This is a genomic window from Rheinheimera oceanensis, assembly GCF_018831085.1.
Lineage (GTDB): Bacteria > Pseudomonadota > Gammaproteobacteria > Enterobacterales > Alteromonadaceae > Alishewanella > Alishewanella oceanensis.
The window spans coordinates 24,443-40,060 of the sequence record NZ_JAGPNM010000017.1 but is presented as its reverse complement, the minus strand read 5'-3'; the positions used below and the strand labels follow the sequence as shown (position 1 = coordinate 40,060).

16 protein-coding genes are annotated in these 15,618 nt (G+C 50.6%); 5 read left to right on the top strand and 11 right to left on the bottom strand.

Annotation, left to right across the window (positions count from 1 at the left end; translation table 11 throughout):
* Positions 1-237: 237 nt before the first annotated feature.
* Positions 238-627 (bottom strand): hypothetical protein, encoded by a 390-nt coding sequence (locus J3B89_RS20350; RefSeq protein WP_215399473.1) that lies wholly within the window; start codon positions 625-627, stop codon positions 238-240.
* A gap of 222 nt (positions 628-849) precedes the next feature.
* On the opposite strand from J3B89_RS20350, the gene J3B89_RS20345 reads away from it, so the two are divergent.
* The 3 genes from J3B89_RS20345 to J3B89_RS20335 all read left to right on the top strand — a co-directional run bounded on the left by J3B89_RS20345 (position 850) and on the right by J3B89_RS20335 (position 3,622).
* Positions 850-1,698 (top strand): AraC family transcriptional regulator, encoded by an 849-nt coding sequence (locus J3B89_RS20345; protein ID WP_215399472.1) that lies wholly within the window; start codon positions 850-852, stop codon positions 1,696-1,698.
* Between the two features lie 239 nt (positions 1,699-1,937).
* Positions 1,938-2,864: an ABC transporter ATP-binding protein gene (locus tag J3B89_RS20340; RefSeq protein ID WP_215399471.1), complete on the top strand. Its 927-nt coding sequence runs from the start codon at positions 1,938-1,940 to the stop codon at positions 2,862-2,864.
* Positions 2,861-3,622 carry an ABC transporter permease gene (locus J3B89_RS20335; protein WP_215399470.1) on the top strand — a complete coding sequence of 254 codons (762 nt, stop codon included), beginning with the start codon at positions 2,861-2,863 and terminating at the stop codon, positions 3,620-3,622. The genes J3B89_RS20340 and J3B89_RS20335 overlap by 4 nt, the downstream gene beginning before the upstream one ends.
* Here J3B89_RS20335 and J3B89_RS20330 read toward each other — a convergent pair.
* The 9 genes from J3B89_RS20330 to J3B89_RS20290 form a co-directional block, all read right to left on the bottom strand.
* Complete coding sequence (locus J3B89_RS20330) at positions 3,612-4,487, bottom strand: hypothetical protein (RefSeq protein WP_215399469.1); 876 nt, start codon at positions 4,485-4,487, stop codon at positions 3,612-3,614. The two genes, J3B89_RS20335 and J3B89_RS20330, sit on opposite strands and share 11 nt — an antisense overlap.
* 3 nt (positions 4,488-4,490) lie before the next feature.
* Positions 4,491-5,351: a DUF6999 family protein gene (locus tag J3B89_RS20325; RefSeq protein WP_215399468.1), complete on the bottom strand. Its 861-nt coding sequence runs from the start codon at positions 5,349-5,351 to the stop codon at positions 4,491-4,493.
* Positions 5,341-6,027, bottom strand: a complete 687-nt coding sequence (locus tag J3B89_RS20320; RefSeq protein WP_215399467.1) for an iron-containing redox enzyme family protein — start codon at positions 6,025-6,027, stop codon at positions 5,341-5,343. Before J3B89_RS20320 ends, J3B89_RS20325 begins: the two co-directional genes overlap by 11 nt.
* Complete coding sequence (locus tag J3B89_RS20315; RefSeq protein WP_215399466.1) at positions 6,028-7,134, bottom strand: beta-ketoacyl-ACP synthase III; 1,107 nt, start codon at positions 7,132-7,134, stop codon at positions 6,028-6,030. It lies immediately after the preceding gene.
* On the bottom strand, positions 7,131-7,703 hold the full coding sequence (locus J3B89_RS20310; RefSeq protein ID WP_215399465.1) for a diguanylate cyclase: 573 nt from the start codon (positions 7,701-7,703) through the stop codon (positions 7,131-7,133). The genes J3B89_RS20315 and J3B89_RS20310 overlap by 4 nt, the downstream gene beginning before the upstream one ends.
* An 89-nt stretch (positions 7,704-7,792) precedes the next feature.
* On the bottom strand, positions 7,793-9,781 hold the full coding sequence (locus J3B89_RS20305) for a hypothetical protein (RefSeq protein WP_215399464.1): 1,989 nt from the start codon (positions 9,779-9,781) through the stop codon (positions 7,793-7,795).
* A gap of 109 nt (positions 9,782-9,890) precedes the next feature.
* Positions 9,891-11,810, bottom strand: a complete 1,920-nt coding sequence (locus J3B89_RS20300) for an alpha/beta hydrolase family protein (protein ID WP_215399463.1) — start codon at positions 11,808-11,810, stop codon at positions 9,891-9,893.
* 101 nt (positions 11,811-11,911) lie between these two features.
* Complete coding sequence (locus J3B89_RS20295; RefSeq protein WP_215399462.1) at positions 11,912-12,160, bottom strand: GNAT family N-acetyltransferase; 249 nt, start codon at positions 12,158-12,160, stop codon at positions 11,912-11,914.
* Positions 12,157-12,423 (bottom strand): hypothetical protein, encoded by a 267-nt coding sequence (locus J3B89_RS20290; RefSeq protein ID WP_215399461.1) that lies wholly within the window; start codon positions 12,421-12,423, stop codon positions 12,157-12,159. The genes J3B89_RS20295 and J3B89_RS20290 overlap by 4 nt, the downstream gene beginning before the upstream one ends.
* Before the next feature lie 163 nt (positions 12,424-12,586).
* On the opposite strand from J3B89_RS20290, the gene J3B89_RS20285 reads away from it, so the two are divergent.
* Together J3B89_RS20285 and J3B89_RS20280 are read left to right on the top strand one after the other, a co-directional pair.
* Entirely contained in the window at positions 12,587-13,828 is a 1,242-nt protein-coding gene (locus J3B89_RS20285) for an NRAMP family divalent metal transporter (RefSeq protein ID WP_215399460.1), read from the top strand.
* A 16-nt stretch (positions 13,829-13,844) separates the two neighbouring features.
* Positions 13,845-15,089: a cation:proton antiporter gene (locus J3B89_RS20280; RefSeq protein ID WP_215399459.1), complete on the top strand. Its 1,245-nt coding sequence runs from the start codon at positions 13,845-13,847 to the stop codon at positions 15,087-15,089.
* A gap of 36 nt (positions 15,090-15,125) precedes the next feature.
* Here the strand turns inward: J3B89_RS20280 and ilvN are convergent, their stop codons facing one another.
* Complete coding sequence (ilvN, locus tag J3B89_RS20275; RefSeq protein ID WP_215399458.1) at positions 15,126-15,617, bottom strand: acetolactate synthase small subunit; 492 nt, start codon at positions 15,615-15,617, stop codon at positions 15,126-15,128.
* Position 15,618: the final 1 nt, after the last annotated feature.

Sequence of the window (15,618 nt, the reverse complement as noted above, 5' to 3'; positions counted from 1 at the left end):
CTGGTTAATAGATTGCGGATTATTACTGGCGGCAAAAGCAAGAATTTTCATACTGCCTCCTTACGTGCTTTTTCCTGGTTTAAGTTGCGCTCGGCCGGTATATCACTTAGATACTCAACAAACTCTACCTCAAATCCGGCCGGGTCAACAAAGTAGATACTTTACGGTAAGGCTCGTCAACGCCGGCTTGCCATACCATTCGCCCGTCATCACGAATACGCCCGTGTGGAAAAGCATTTACTCTTCTGACAGCAATTTCTGCGCTGTCGCTAAAGCGTCTTTCTTCGAGGATGCCATCATCAAAGGATAGCCCCAGAATTTTTCATATACGATAGCGAAGGTTTTGGCCGCAAGACGTTTGACCTTGTTTGGTTCAATGTGGATTGATGCTTTGACGAAGGCCCGTAATTCACTCTTGTGGGCTTTCATCCAGCGTGTGATCTGTTTCATCTCTTCAGGCGAATGTTCATGTTCGCCATGCATAGTGCTTTCATCGCTCAAGAGGACAAAGACCTCCTGACGGGCAAGCAGAGCTTCGAACTCTGTAAATGGGGATACATTTGGATCCTTGCCAGGAGCAGCCATTTGTATCCACACAAAGGGGAACTGTGCAGCATCAATTCGCATATTAATATTCCTTCCAAAGTTTGGTTTCATCAATTGTCGATAGCCTCACCGACAAGTAAAAGTATTTACATCAGCGGGAAACCTCTAACAGCAACACACCAGCACGGTTGGTTAGCCCAAAATTACCTGATTGTGCATTAGACTGCATTGCGAATGTTGGTCATAATATTGTTCAAACCTGCCATTTAATGTTTTCCTTCAAGCCGAGGCTCAGTCAAAACCATGTCACGCCAACCCTCACTGGATTTTGTTGCTCCCTTCGATGTTGATAGCATCCCCCGGCCCGTAGTCTCTTTGAGCGCATCTATGGTGTCTAAAGGTTGGGAGCAGGAGAAACACCAGCACCGCAAAGCACAATTGATCTACTCCGTAAGAGGTATGCTCAACTGCGAGGTAGAGGATGGGATGTGGATTGTCCCGCCACGTTGTGCGGTATGGATCCCGGGTAATTTACCGCATTCCGCCCGTGGCTCCGGAGATACGGAATGCTACTGTTTATTTGTTGAACCAGAGGCTGCGCCTGCGCTTCCGAAAATTTGTTGCACGATTTCAGTAGAACCACTTTTGCACGAACTACTCATGAAAGTCGCGGGTTTCCCCCAGCTATACCTGACCGATGGCTCCGAAGGTAGATTGATAGCAACGCTGCTGGATGAATTGTCTGCGGCTCCTGTAGAAGATCTGCATTTGCCGATGCCTCGCGAACGCAGACTACGGCAGCTTGCAGAAATGCTGCTAGCCGATCCGACTGACAAATCGTCTTTAGGTGAATGGGCTAATCGTATTGGTATGAGCGAAAGAAACATGAGCCGACTGCTTTTGCAAGAAATTGGAATGAGTTTTGGCCGCTGGCGCCGGCAGTTGCACGTCATCCTCTCAATTCAGCGCCTCTCAAGAGGAGAAAGCGTACAAACGGTGGCACTGGAGCTTGGCTATGAGAACGCCAGCGGATTTATCACCATGTTCCGAAAAGCAGTCGGTAAGCCACCGGCACGTTACCTTTTCGAACGAATGGCAAGTTCGGCTGGAAGTGAATCAACTTGTATGCCTGGTATGATTCGTTTGGATTAACCACGCGGGAGAAAGGGGGGGGAGGCAATTAAAGTTAATCTTAGTTAATTCATTATATTTCAGTTATTTGAATAAGAATTGGTGATTATTAGCTCCGACCCATTTTTCTCTTTTCCGTTCTTTTTCTTGACCTTAACTTAGCTTGAGGTAATAGCCTCTGATGGTGTTTTACTACTGCCAGCTTCTGGCAGGGATTAAGCTAAACTGTTAGCGGCAATTTCAAGGTTATAGGGGGTAAAGTGCAAGCTATTATTCAGGTAAACAACTTAAGCAAAACCTATCCGTCCGGTTTTCAGGCGTTGCAAAACATTGAATTGGAAATCCGCCGTGGTGAAATCTTCGCTTTGCTGGGGCCGAACGGGGCTGGCAAAACGACCTTAATCAGTATTATCTGTGGCATTGTGAACCCGGGTGAGGGCACTGTACTGGTAGACGGCCTGGACATAGTGCAACAGTATCGCAAGGCACGCCAGCGTATCGGCCTGGTGCCGCAGGAGTTATCGGTCAGTATCTTTGAAACGGTGTGGGATACCGTTAGCTTTAGCCGGGGTTTATTTGGCAAACCGGCTGACCCGGCCTATTTGCAACAACTGCTGCGCGATTTATCGTTGTGGGATAAAAAAGACAGCAAAATTATGACGCTGTCCGGCGGTATGAAACGGCGGGTATTAATAGCCAAAGCGCTGGCGCATCAGCCACAAATTTTGTTTCTGGATGAACCTACCGCCGGGGTAGACGTAGAGCTGCGCCGTGATATGTGGCAGATGATCCGCCGGCTACGCGACAGTGGCGTGACTATTATTCTTACCACCCATTATATTGAAGAAGCCGAAGATATGGCCGACCGTATTGGCGTGATCCGGGCCGGTAAGTTGATCCTGGTCGATGACAAAACCAGCCTGATGCAAAAACTGGGTAAGAAGCAATTGCTGTTGCAATTAACCACACCATTGCAGCAAATCCCGGTGGCGCTGGCCGGATACCAGTTACAGTTATCGGCGGATAATAACCAGCTTATTTACACCTATGATGCGCAGCAGGAGCAGGCCACTATCACCAGCTTGTTACGCCAGTTGAATACTCAGGGCATAGAGTTTAGTGATCTGCACACCAGAGAAAGCTCGCTGGAAGATATTTTTATTGGCCTGGTAGGAGATGCCGCATGAATGTTTACGCCATTAAAGCCATTTACCTGTTTGAGTTAGCCCGTACCTGGCGCACGCTGATGCAAAGTATCGCCTCGCCGGTGTTATCTACCTCGTTGTATTTTATTGTGTTTGGCTCTGCTATCGGCTCACGGATGGTAGCGATAGACGGCATCAGCTATGGGGCCTTTATTGTGCCCGGTTTAATTATGCTGACGGTGCTGACAGAAAGTACATCGAATGCCTCTTTTGGTATTTATATGCCCAAATTCTCCGGTACCATTTACGAGATTTTATCGGCACCGGTGTCGGCGGTGGAAATTATTCTCGGCTATGTCGGCGCGGCAGCCAGTAAGGCTATTTTGCTTGGGTTAATAATCCTGTTTACGGCGCAGTTTTTTGTCGATTTCAGCATAATGCACCCGCTGTGGATGCTGACATTTTTAGTACTTACCGCCATTAGCTTTAGCCTGTTTGGTTTTATTATTGGCGTGCTGGCTAACAGCTTTGAACAACTGCAAATAGTGCCGCTGATGGTGATCACACCGCTAACCTTTTTAGGAGGCAGCTTTTATTCTATCAGTATGCTGCCGCCACTGTGGCAGCAAATAACGCTGTTTAACCCGGTGGTGTATTTAATCAGTGGTTTTCGCTGGAGCTTTTACGGCGTGGCAGATGTGAATGTTGGCCTGAGCCTGGCAATGATTTTGCTGTTTATGGCCAGCTGTATTGCAGTAATCTGCTGGATTTTCCACACCGGCTATAAAGTTAAGGTGTAACCCCGTGCACAGTTGGCAGTGCAGCTGCCAGCTGTGCACTCAGTGCTCTGACAATAGCGTGATCCTGCCAATACAGATTATGCGACAGCGGGTTCCAGCTGGCGGTGAGCCAGCTGAAAAAACCACCGCCGCTGGCATTAATTTCAATATCTCTGACCAGTGCGGCATAGCCGTCTGATAAATCGGCCAGTGGCCAGCCCAGTACGTCGTCTTTATCGTAGTAGTTATGCCAGATAAAAACATTGTTGGGCTTAGGGAATGGAATAATTTGCTCCATAGCGTGGGCGGCAACAAAGATTGGAATATTACAGCCCGTGGTAATAAGGCCAACCAGACGGTCACCGCGCAAGAACGCAATATCCTCATCAGTTAGCCGGCTATCGCCGCTGATAGCTGCCTGATAGCGCTTTATATCGCGCCAAATGCCGGCTGCCGGTTTCAGCCCGGCTTTGGCTTGCTGCGCATCCCATAAATAGCATGACAATACATGGCAACCCAGAGAATGCGCCAGTAACACCAGCTTACCATCGGCGGTTAACTGCTGCTTTGCCAGATACAGTGCACGGGCTATTTTCAGCTGGCTGTAATGATACAAACTATGGGGTTGCTCTTTGCGGTGTTCCAGCGCTGCGGCGTCGGCGAAGCCAAATAACATAAAGCGGCGCAGTTTGCTCCAGCGCAGGCGTGAACCTGTAGCTTGCCATACCCGTTGCTCGTTGTACTGCAGTAAGTCCTGATAATACACGGTGCCGCAGTATAGCTGCGCAGTGGCAACGGTTTGCCGCAACCGGGCAAAGAGTTTGGCCGCGTAATCCGGCTGGGTTTCGCCCATGCCGTGAATAGTCACCAGCGCTACGGCTTTCATTGCTCAGGCCTGTTGTTGTATGCGCTGTTGCTCCAGATAGGCATACAGCTGCTCGGTAAAAAAGCCATGCATTAAAAAGCGCTGGCCTAAATTCCATGGCCCGACTAAATAATGTGGAAATTTGTTATAGGCCATTTCACGCAGGCTGTTATCGCCAACCAAGTCGCCGATGCGGATAGCAATCGACTGGTCGAGGTTAAAGCCGTTAATGGCATCGCGGTATTCTTCGCGCGTTAGCAGCAGGCAAAATAAACACATAAACAGCGCATGGGCGCTTTCAAAATCAAGCCATTGGGTGTGTTTTTCTGTAAGTTCAAACTGCGCCATATCAATGCTTTGCCAGTGCTGCCAGTTAAGCTCGCCCGCTTGTAACGGTTGTTTAGGGTGGTGCCAGCTGCCAAGCTCTGCGAATAAGCGAAACAGCTGTTGGTCATGTTCAACAAAGCTGGCGTGTTGCATATCGGCTATGCATTTAGGATACAGCTGTACCGGGGTGAAACCGCTATTGGGGCTATTGGCGGCAAGAAAATTCAGTACATTAGATTCTGTAGCGTAGTGGCGCAAAATCAGTAAATTGGCCTCTTTGCTGACAAAATGGCTGCAAAACCAGCAAATCAGCTTTTGCAGGCTTTTATGCGCGCTAAATTGCGGCAACGGCAGGCGTTTAAACAACCAGGTGATATGCAGCAAAATAGCAAAAATAAACTGCAGCAATGGCCGCACGCCCCAGCGTAGCGGGTTTTGTAAGTCTTTTAGCCATAAGTCCAGCGCTGCTTGTTCTATCGGCAGCGAGTTATCGTTGGCAATGGCCTTTAAATAGGCACTTGGGCTATGGCGGTTACCGGTGTGATGCTCAGTACTCATGCTCAACCTCTTCCAGTTGCAGGCAATACAGCCTGGCGGTAACACGGGCAGTGCGCACTATGGCCGTGAGTTGCGCCGGGCTTTGGCACAGGCGGTCTATCAGCTGATACAGCTTTTGCATATGCCCGTCATCGTTAGTGCCGTGGTAACGCATAAAGCGGGTATAGCTGCCATCACCACAGGTAACCTTGTCGATTTGCGCCGCCCAGCTGTTAGCCATTTTCTGCCCCAGGCCTTCAATAATCCACATGGCGCCAATTAAATCGACCGGATTTGGCTGACCGGCGCGGTACATTAAAAAGCCGTGCAGTGCTTCAGTGCCGATATTACGTGGCGCCTGCTGAATGTCAGTTAAGCTGCCGCCGACGGCAACATAATCGCGTTCTAACATTTCATAGTCGCGGTGCTCTTCACGGGCGTGGCCGATAATGGTTGAGCGCACGTCGCTGTAATCGCGGTCAAAGCTTGAGGCGCAGCGGCTGATCCAACGTGAGCCTTCAATCACCTGCTGGCGCCAGTGTTGCAGTAGCTGGCAGTAATCGGCTTTACTAAACTGGCCGCGTTCTAAGCGCTGCAACAGCGGCACCCGGCCAAGCTGGCGCTCAAATTCAAACCATACCCGCATCAGTGCCTGTAAACATTGTTGGCCCTGCGGGCTTAATAGGCGCTCTGTCATTCAGGCCTCCACTACCGTTAATTGCATATAGGCATTATTAAAGCGGCCGCTTTCCGGCACCATACAGATAATGGTATCGCCGGTTTTATAGTTTTGCGTGCGGCGAAACTCGTCCAGCATAATAAAAATAGAGGCGCAGCCGGTATTGCCGCGGCTGTACAAATTGCTGTACCACTTATGTTCGGCGATACCAGCACCGGCGCGCTGTAGCATATCGAAGATTTTGCCGCGAAAATAATGCGATGAATAATGGCACAGTACATGGTCTACTTTGTCTGGCTGTACCCGGCCCTCAGCAATTAAACGCAGGTAACCATCCACCCCCAATTTAACAATGTTTTCCAGCAGGCGTACATCCTGGCGGATAAGCAGTGCACCGGCCGCTTCGGCCTGGGTGTAAGTGGCGTAATCCTGCCAGCTTTGGCTGTGGTTACTGTCTGTTGGGTAGCCCACACTCATACATACCGGGTAGGCATCGGCATGCGAAAAACTGCGGATCCAGTCAATACGAAAACACCTGCCGCGCGGTTGGCTTTCCAGCAGCAAGGCACCGGCGCCGTCGGATAACATCCAGCGCAGAAACTCGGCGTTAAAATCCAGTTCTGTACCGGCGGCTTCATAGCGGCTGGCTTTAAATAAGCGTGAGGTCAGCTCACTGGCTACTACTAACGCATTGGGCTGTTCACCGGCTTTAAGGTTAGTAAAGGCGGCTTTTAGTGCCATCATACTGGCGGAGCAAATACCGTGGCTGTTGTACAGCTCTATGTCGTTTAGCCCCAGTTCGGCCTGCAGCATAGAGCCAAAACCCGGCAGTACCACGTCGCCCTGGCTGGTGGCAGCGCTTAACATTTTAACCTGGCGTTTGCCGATAAAGCTGTCGGTTAAGCAATGCTCTGCTGCCCGTGCCGCCATTTCGGCATTAGAAAACAGGGTGTTGTGGCTGGCATCGATAGCATAGTGCCGTGTATGAATACCATTAGACTGCAAAATACGCCGCTTTAAGCGGCTGGGTTTGCCATGTACCAAACCTAACAGCGGCTCCATTTCATCATTGCTTACAGGCGGGCCGGGTAAAAAGTGGCCTGTGCTGTTGATATACACACTCATGCGTGCACCTTGCGCTGCTTCAGTGCGGCTATCAGGCAGCGCAGGTTTTCTTCCATATAGGGCAGCACGCACACCACTGCCATAAAGCTCAGATAATACGGCAGATAAGCGTCGCCGCCATGGGCATAGGGCATACGCTGGAAATAAAACTCACCCTGCCAGTTAAATGTCAGCAGTTTCACCACTACCGGATAGTTAATCACGGCAATTAACAGCAACATATACAGCGGCAAGGTGGCTAAATAATTATGTGCGTGCATCTCCCACACGCTGATATGGCGTTTGGGCGCGGCGTAATGTACGTCATAGTGGGCTACGGCTTCATGTGCCAGCCAGGCGGCAAGGCATATCAGCATAATCAGCACATTTACCTTAAACAGCAGGCAAAGCAAAATCGGCACAGCCATTTGCACACCCATTAATGAGTGAATAAGTGACTCTTTTAAGCCTGAGGTATGTTCAATACGGGTGGCGCGGTGGCAGCACCAGTCAACAAAACCGGCGATACCCCAAAGCGGCAGAAACACATACAACATTAACTGAATAAGCAACTGACTGGTTTGCAACACCGGACTCCTGTTGGTGCTAATACTGTGGCGTACTATAGCGCAAGGTTAATGGTTTGTAGATTGTTTTATCTGCAGAGTGCGGCACCGGCTCAGTGATAATTTAGCAACAGACAGGCAAATACCACATTTTTATAACCGTCACTGGTTTTGTATTCGCGGTAACCGTTAGCCGGTGCTATTGCCAGCAGATACCGCTGGCCATTTATATCACACTGCTCTGTTATGCTGCCTTGCAGCGCCCTTTGGTATAAGGCTGCCGGTAAAGGTAGCCGGGCGCCGATTTGCCAGTTGTCGTGGCTGGCAGAAATAATCTTGCCGGCGCTATCAACATAACAGGCGCTGTAGCCCGTTTTAATGTCGCCCTGCTCATTTTTGGGGAGAATATCAATCAGCATTGCCCTGAATTGGGGCGTGCTGTCAAACACCAGACCTATACCGCCGATAACCTGCTCTGGTTCTGCCGGGTGGAACAATGGCGCATTATAAATATAAGTAGCCTGCTGCCGGTACAGGGCGCTGGGCACAAAAGCGCTGACACTGTATTGCTGCGGCTGGGTCAGTTGCAGGCAACCGGCGGCGCCGGTGCTATCGTCAATGTTAGTAATGTGGGTGCCGGCAGTGGAAATGGCGACTAATTGCTGTGCCGCGTTATACAGATAAATAGTATGGTACACGGTATATAAGTTATTGATATAGCTTAGCTCTGCTGATAATTCTTGTCGTTGTGTAGCATCTACAGTGTTTTGGGCTAAAACCCGGCGAAAACTGGCATTTTGTGCCCACCAGCGGCAGTCGTTGGCACGCTCGTACAGGTTGCGATCCATAATGTCGGCCGCCAGTTCTGCCAGTGTGGTGAGTTCCTGCAGCAGGCTGTGCATAATTGTGCTGCCCAGCTCGTCGATAGACGAGGAAAACACCTGATAAATATTCTGCCCTATACCTCTTATGGCGTTGAGTACCGGAATAAACTCTATAGCCTCTTTGCGCGCAGCGGCAATTTCGCCGTTTAGCACGATTAAACTCAGTTCATCATTAACCTGCATAGACTCACGCTTGATTGCCAACAGCGCAGGGAACAGCTGGCCATCTGAGGGGCTGTCTGTATTGCCGGCGTTGACCTTACTGTTGGCAAGTTGTTGTAGCGGTGTCCACATTTGTACCTGCCAGCCGGGGCCAAAATACTGCTGATAACCGCGGCTGTTGGCAAAGCTCACCAGGTAGCTGTGGTGCCCGTGCTGCTGTACATTCAGATAATTTGCCACTGCAACTCTGGTTTGAGCAGCCAGTTGCACCGGATCAGAGCTAAAAGCTACCGTGCCGTCTGCATTAACCAGCGCTAAAATACTGTGCCGGTTTGCTGCCAGTAATTTACTGAAAATGGTGTTTAGCTCATCTGCGATATTAAAACACAGGCACAATACGCCAAACGGCTGGCTGGCATCGCTGTATACCGGCTGTGAGTAAATCAGGCTTAAGCTTTTATCGGGTTGTAAATCGCTGTAGCGGCAGGTTTCGGTGTAATTGCTGCCGCGCTCAAGGCTGTGTTGCAGCAGCGGATCGGCCGAGTGGGTTTGCTTATACTGTTGGTTTAGCCGCAGCAAAATAGTGCCGTCCAGGCCTAATAACACCACATCATCGTAAACAGAGTAATTGGCTACATAATGTTGCAGGTGCTGGTGTAAGCGGTTTTGCAGCGCTTCGTCAGCCATGGGCTGAGCCATAAAATGACAGATTTGCTGATCTGTCGCCAGAAAGCCAATATCGGCAGTGCGTTCAAACAGGTTGCGGATTAACACATCTATTGCCATCTGGCAGCAGGCATTGTCGTGCAGCAGCACTTTTTTAGTTTGTTCCTGCAGCAGGTTATCAATAAGGGTGTGTTGTAGCTGATTAAAGCGCTGCTTGGTGATGTCCATACTGGTAAGAATGTCAGAGCCAAGGCGTAAACTGTTAATTTTGCCTATCAGGCTTACTTTTCCCCACCAGTCGTCCAATTGTTGCAGTTTTTGTTCATGTTCCAGCACGCCTTGCATACTGGCTTTAAGTATCGCTTTGTGTCGTTCTACAAATAGCTGCATAACCAGTTACTACTCCGGGCCTCTAGCCCTTTGGCTGTTCCGCTTAATATTATGCAAACTGTTTGCCAGAGTTAAATCAGCAGGGGCCCGGTGGGCCCCTGTGATGGTATTACAGGTATTGTTGCAGAAATCTCAGATAAGCCTGCTGGGCGGTAATGCGATTGCTCTTTTTCAAAAAGCCGTGGCCTTCATCCGGAAATAGTACGTACTCTACCGGTACGTTGTTAGCCCGAATGGCGGCAACCATTTCGTCGCTTTCTACCTGCAGTACCCGCGGATCATTGGCCCCCTGCACGACCAGCACCGGTTTTTTCACTTTGTCAGCGTGAAACAGCGGAGAAATACGGCGCAGGCGTTCACCGTCTACTGCCGGATCACCCAGTTCAGCATACAGCGACTCACGGAATGCTTCCCACCATGGCGGAATACTTTCCAGCGTGCGTACCCAGTTGGTTACACCAAAAATATTAATACCCAGCTTAAACTCGTCGGTAAAGGCCATGGCGGCCATAGTCAGGTAGCCGCCATAACTGCCGCCCATCACGCCGATGCGGTCTGCCGCTACCCAGTCGAGGCTTTGCAGATACTTTTTGCCATAAACGATATCTTGTAAATCATCTTCGCCGTGGCGTAAATCGTCCAGATGAAAGAAGGTTTTGCCATAACCCGATGAGCCGCGGTTATTTACGGCTAACACGGCATAGCCCTGATTTACCAGATGCTGAATAACAGGGCTGTAGCCGGTACGCGACTGGCCGCCGGGGCCGCCGTGGATCCAAATAAGTGCCGGTACTTTGGCCGTGGCACTGGCCTGCTTGGGTTGATACAACAACGCCGGTATGGTTAAGTCGTCAAAGCTGTTGTAGCGCACAACACGGCTTTGCACCAGATTGCTTTCATCAATACTGCTGTCCAGTGCCTGGGTCAGGCGCTGAGCCTGGCTGTCGCCCAGTTTCCAGACATATAAATTTGACGGGCTGTTGTCCGCATTCAGGTAAAAGCTCAGGTACCGGCTGTCGGCCGAAAACGTTATGCCGCGTAAATCGCCGGCGGGTAGTGGCGGTAATTGCAGGCTCTGGCCGCTTTGCTGCTCGGTAATGCTGATTACGGTAGAGGCATCGGCATTAATACCCTGTACCTGATATTTGTTGTCATCGCTGAAGTAAATAAAGCTGATATCCCATTCGGCCTGGCTATAGGGGCTGGTTTCACCATTTGCCAGGTTGTACCGGTAAGCTTCAACAAACTCACTGTTGCCATCGGTACCAAACAGCAAAGTGCTGCTGTCCGGGGTAAAACCATATACGTTATGTGAAATATTACCGTCGTGCTTTGTCAGCAGCGTAGCGGCGGGCTCCTTTGCCTGTAAGTCGATTAAAAACAGGTTGTTATCGGCGTTGTTGCGCTCTTTGCTTAATGCCAGATAGCGGCCGTTTTTGCTAACGGCATCAATGCTGTAGCCGTCGTTATTTTCATACACCAGCTTACGGCCGTAGTCGGTGGCGTTGTAGTGATATAAATCGAAAAACCGCGCATCGCGCTCATTACTGGTAATAAAAAAGCTGCCATCATCATGCCAGCCGGCAAAAGCGGCTTTAAGTTTATCACCGGGGGTAAGATCACGCACGGTGCCATCAACTTCACGCAGATAAATATGGTTTAGCTCGTTGCCACCCTGATCGGCGGTGTACAGCAGGCGATCATCATGCGGAAACCAGCTAACGGGAAAGGCCGGATCGCTAACCGACTGCGTTAACGGCTGCCAGTCTTTGCCGTCCAGGCTAACCCGGTACAGGTTAAACACGCCGCTTTCGTCAGACGCCACCAGCAGAGCGCTGGCATTATGGTTAATGTCGTTGCCCAGGTAGGTTTTAGTGGCAAAAAATTGCTCTGCGCTGTACTGCGGTATGGCGGCACTTGCACTTGGTGCGGTAGTATTGCCGCTGGCGGCTGTGCTGGGTGGTGCTTTATCGCAGGCGGTTAATATAACCGAGCTTAACAGCAAAGCGAGGGTAAGGCGCGATAACATGATAGTGTCCTTAATATCAGATGAAACACAAGTCGCGACTGCCTGCTCTGCGACGGCTTATAACGCCGGTAACCGGCTGATGCAGTAAAACCAGGTAGCAGCTAGCGCAAAAACTTCTGCACATAAGAGCAACTGGCCTGCAATTGATACTGCTGTGCCTTAGCCCATGCCAGGCCGTGGCGCACCAGCTTTTCTGCCAGGCCTTTACCCCGAAACGCCGGTGGCACAAAGGTATGGTGAAAGTTAATCTGGCTGCCGGTTAACCGGTAATCCAGCACCGCTTCTGCACCTTCGAGAGTCATAACAAAACGCTGCTGTTGTGGCTGGTGAACAATAGTGGCCTCTGTCATGCGTCTTCTCCCAACCAGGGTGTTTGTGGCAATTGCGCCAGATGGGCGGCATAGCGCTCTAAATTAAAGCTTTGCTGATGCTCAATCACATCAATCATTTCAGGCGCTAAGGCGCAGGCGATCAGCTCTATGGCTTCTTCCCGGCTGTGGCCGGTCATGCGCAGGCGCATTAAGGTTTCAGTAACTTGTTTCGGGTAATTATCGGCCAGTTGGTTTTCTACCACTTCAAACAGCATGGCCTGATCGAGCAGCTCGTCGCTCATAAATGCCTCAGTATTGCTTTTGCGCATTGCATTATAGTTGCGCCAGTATGGAATATCTGCAGGCGCTTGCCAATTGGCTGCGGAAAAAAGCTTACGCCGGATAGTATTTAGCTGTGGCTTTGGCTAAGCTGGGGCGCACTGACGTTTGAATTAAGAACACCCTATGCAACAGGAAAATTATGGCTGGCGCGGCCGTATGCAGGCGCTTGGCCCCGGTATTTTAATGGCTACTGCAGCTATTGGCGGCTCGCATCTGGTGGCGTCTACGCAGTCGGGTGCGTTATTTGGCTGGCAGCTGGCCTGGTTGATCTTGCTGGTTAATGTGCTGAAGTATCCGTTTTTCCGTTTTGGGGTTGAATACACGCTAACCCGCAAAGAGAGCCTGCTGATGGGGTATCAGCGTAAGGGGCGCGGTTATTTTTACAGTTTTATTGTGCTGAATATTATTGCGGCTGTAGTGAATACCGCCGGGGTACTGCTGCTAACCGCCAGCCTGTTGCAATATGCGCTGCCGGGCAATTTGTCGTTAACCTTATTGTGCTGGAGTATACTGGCTGCCTGTTTGCTGATTTTGCTGTTGGGCCATTACAAAGCGCTGGATAATGTGTCGAAGCTGATCATGATACTGCTGACATTGACCACGTTGATTGCGGCAGCAGTAGCCTGGCACAACGGCGCCCAGGCACCGCAGGGTTACGTTGGCCCATCGCCCTGGACTCTGGCCAGTCTGGGTTTTCTGGTGGCACTGATGGGCTGGATGCCGGCCCCGATAGAAATATCGGCTATCAGTTCGCTGTGGTTAAAAGCCAAGCAGCGCCATACTCATATCACTCGGGCTCAGGGGTTGTTTGATTTTAATCTCGGCTATTGGCTTACCGCCGCGCTGGCGCTGGTGTTTTTATCTTTGGGGGCCCTGGTGCAATATGGCAGTGAGCAACCGATTGCACTGGCAGGCAGCGCCTTTGCCCAACAATTAATGAATATGTATGCCAGCACTATTGGCGACTGGGCGCGGCCACTGGTAGCGCTGATTGCCTTTTTATGTATGTTTGGCACCACTATTACCGTGCTGGACGGCTATGCCCGCACTTTGCATGCTTCTTTTGTCCAACTGGGCTGGATTAAGCACCCGGCGGCCCTGAATTACTGGCTTATTGCCCAGGCCGCCTGTGGTATGGCAATGATTCTGTTTTTTAAAGCAGCTCTGGCGCCTATGTTAACCTTTGCCATGACGCTGGCGTTTTTAACCACACCGGTATTTGCCTGGCTTAACTACAGCCTGATGCGCGGTGAAGGTGCCATAGTTCTTAGCTGGCCGCTAAGGCTGCTTAGCTGGGCCGGTTTGTTGTATCTGAGTGGTTTTTCACTACTGTTTTTAGGCTGGTACAGTGGCTTACTGGGTTAACTGAGGATGCTGGCCGATGGGGTTTAGTACAGTGTTATTGTTTTTGTTCCAGCTAGTGCTGATTTTACTGGCTGCGCAGCTAATGGGGCGGCTGGCGCGTTTTATTGGCCAGCCCAAAGTTGTGGGCGAAATGATAGCCGGTGTGCTGCTGGGGCCGTCGTTATTCGGCTGGCTGGCGCCACAGTTGCAGCAAAGTATTTTTACCGCCGATACCCGCAGCTGGCTGTACTTTGGCGCCCAGCTTGGCGTTGGCTTGTATATGTTTCTGGTCGGGCTGGAATTTAACACCCGGCTGTTTAAGCACCATGCCAAAAGCGCTGTCAGCGTATCGTTAGCCGGTATGCTGGTGCCTTTTGTCTGCGCAGCCTTGCTATGTTTATGGCTTACCGATACACCGGGGCTGTTTGCGGCTGATATTTCTTATTTTAACGCCGCCTTATTTATGGGGGCGGCCATTGCTATTACGGCCTTTCCTATGCTGGCGCGCATTATTTATGAGCGTGGCTTAGCCGGTACACCGCTGGGCACTATGGCGCTGGCAGCCGGGGCCATTGACGATGCCGCTGCCTGGCTGGTACTGGCTTTTGTGCTTGCCAGCTTTGGCGGTGGTACAGAGTTACTGTTTAAAGCCTTGCTGGGTGGTGGTTTATACGCGTTTATCATGCTTACCCGGGTACGGCGCTGGCTGCAGCCGCTGGCGGATAATATTGCCCGCAATAACCATATGAACCTTATGCAGTTTATGGGCATTATGCTGTTATTTGCTGTGTCTGCTTACAGTATGGACTGGGTAGGCCTGCATGCGGTATTCGGCGGTTTTTTACTGGGTATTGCTATGCCACGTGGCGTAATAGTAGAACAACTGCGTAAGCGGCTGGAAAAGTTTACTATTTTGCTGTTGTTACCAATGTTTTTTACCTATTCCGGCCTGAATACGCAACTGGATGTACTGGGCTCATGGCAGGTGTTGTCGGTAGCGCTGGTGGTGCTGGCGGTTTCTGTATTTGCCAAAGGCGTGGCCTGTTGGGCTGCAGCCCGGCTAAATGGGGCAGATAACCGTACTGCGATGGCGATAGGTGCATTAATGAACGCGCGCGGCCTGATGGAGCTTATTATTATTAATATTGCGCTTAGCTATGGTGTTATCCAGCCAGCGTTGTTTTCAATTATGGTGGTTATGGCGATTATCACCACACTGATGGCATCGCCGTTATTTCAGTGGGTATATGGCAGGCATCAGCCAAAAGCAACGGCAACCTGACGTTGCCGTTGGTGCATGTATAATGCCTGTAAAAAACTATAGCGCCAGGGTTTTTTCACCACGGGCAATGCCCGAAGCGCCGCTGCGCACTACTTCCATTATTGGTGTACTGCCCAGCGCCTGAATAAAGGCATCCAGTTTGTCGCTGGTACCGACCAGTTGAATAGTGTAAGTGGCGGGGGTAACGTCGATAATCTGGCCACGGAAAATATCGGCGCAGCGCTTGACCTCTTCACGCTGGTTGCCACCGGCTTTAACTTTTACCAGCATTAACTCACGCTCAATATGCGCCGCTTCGCTGATATCTGACACCTTTACCACTTCAATCAGCTTGTGCAGTTGCTTACTGATTTGTTCAATAACCTGATCATTGCCATGAGTTACCAGCGTTAAGCGTGACAGGGTAGGGTCTTCTGTCGCGGCCACATTTAGCGAGTCAATATTGTAGCCACGCTGGGCAAACAGGCCCACTAAACGGGCCAAGGCGCCGGATTCGTTTTCCAGCAGAACAGAAATAATATGCCGCATG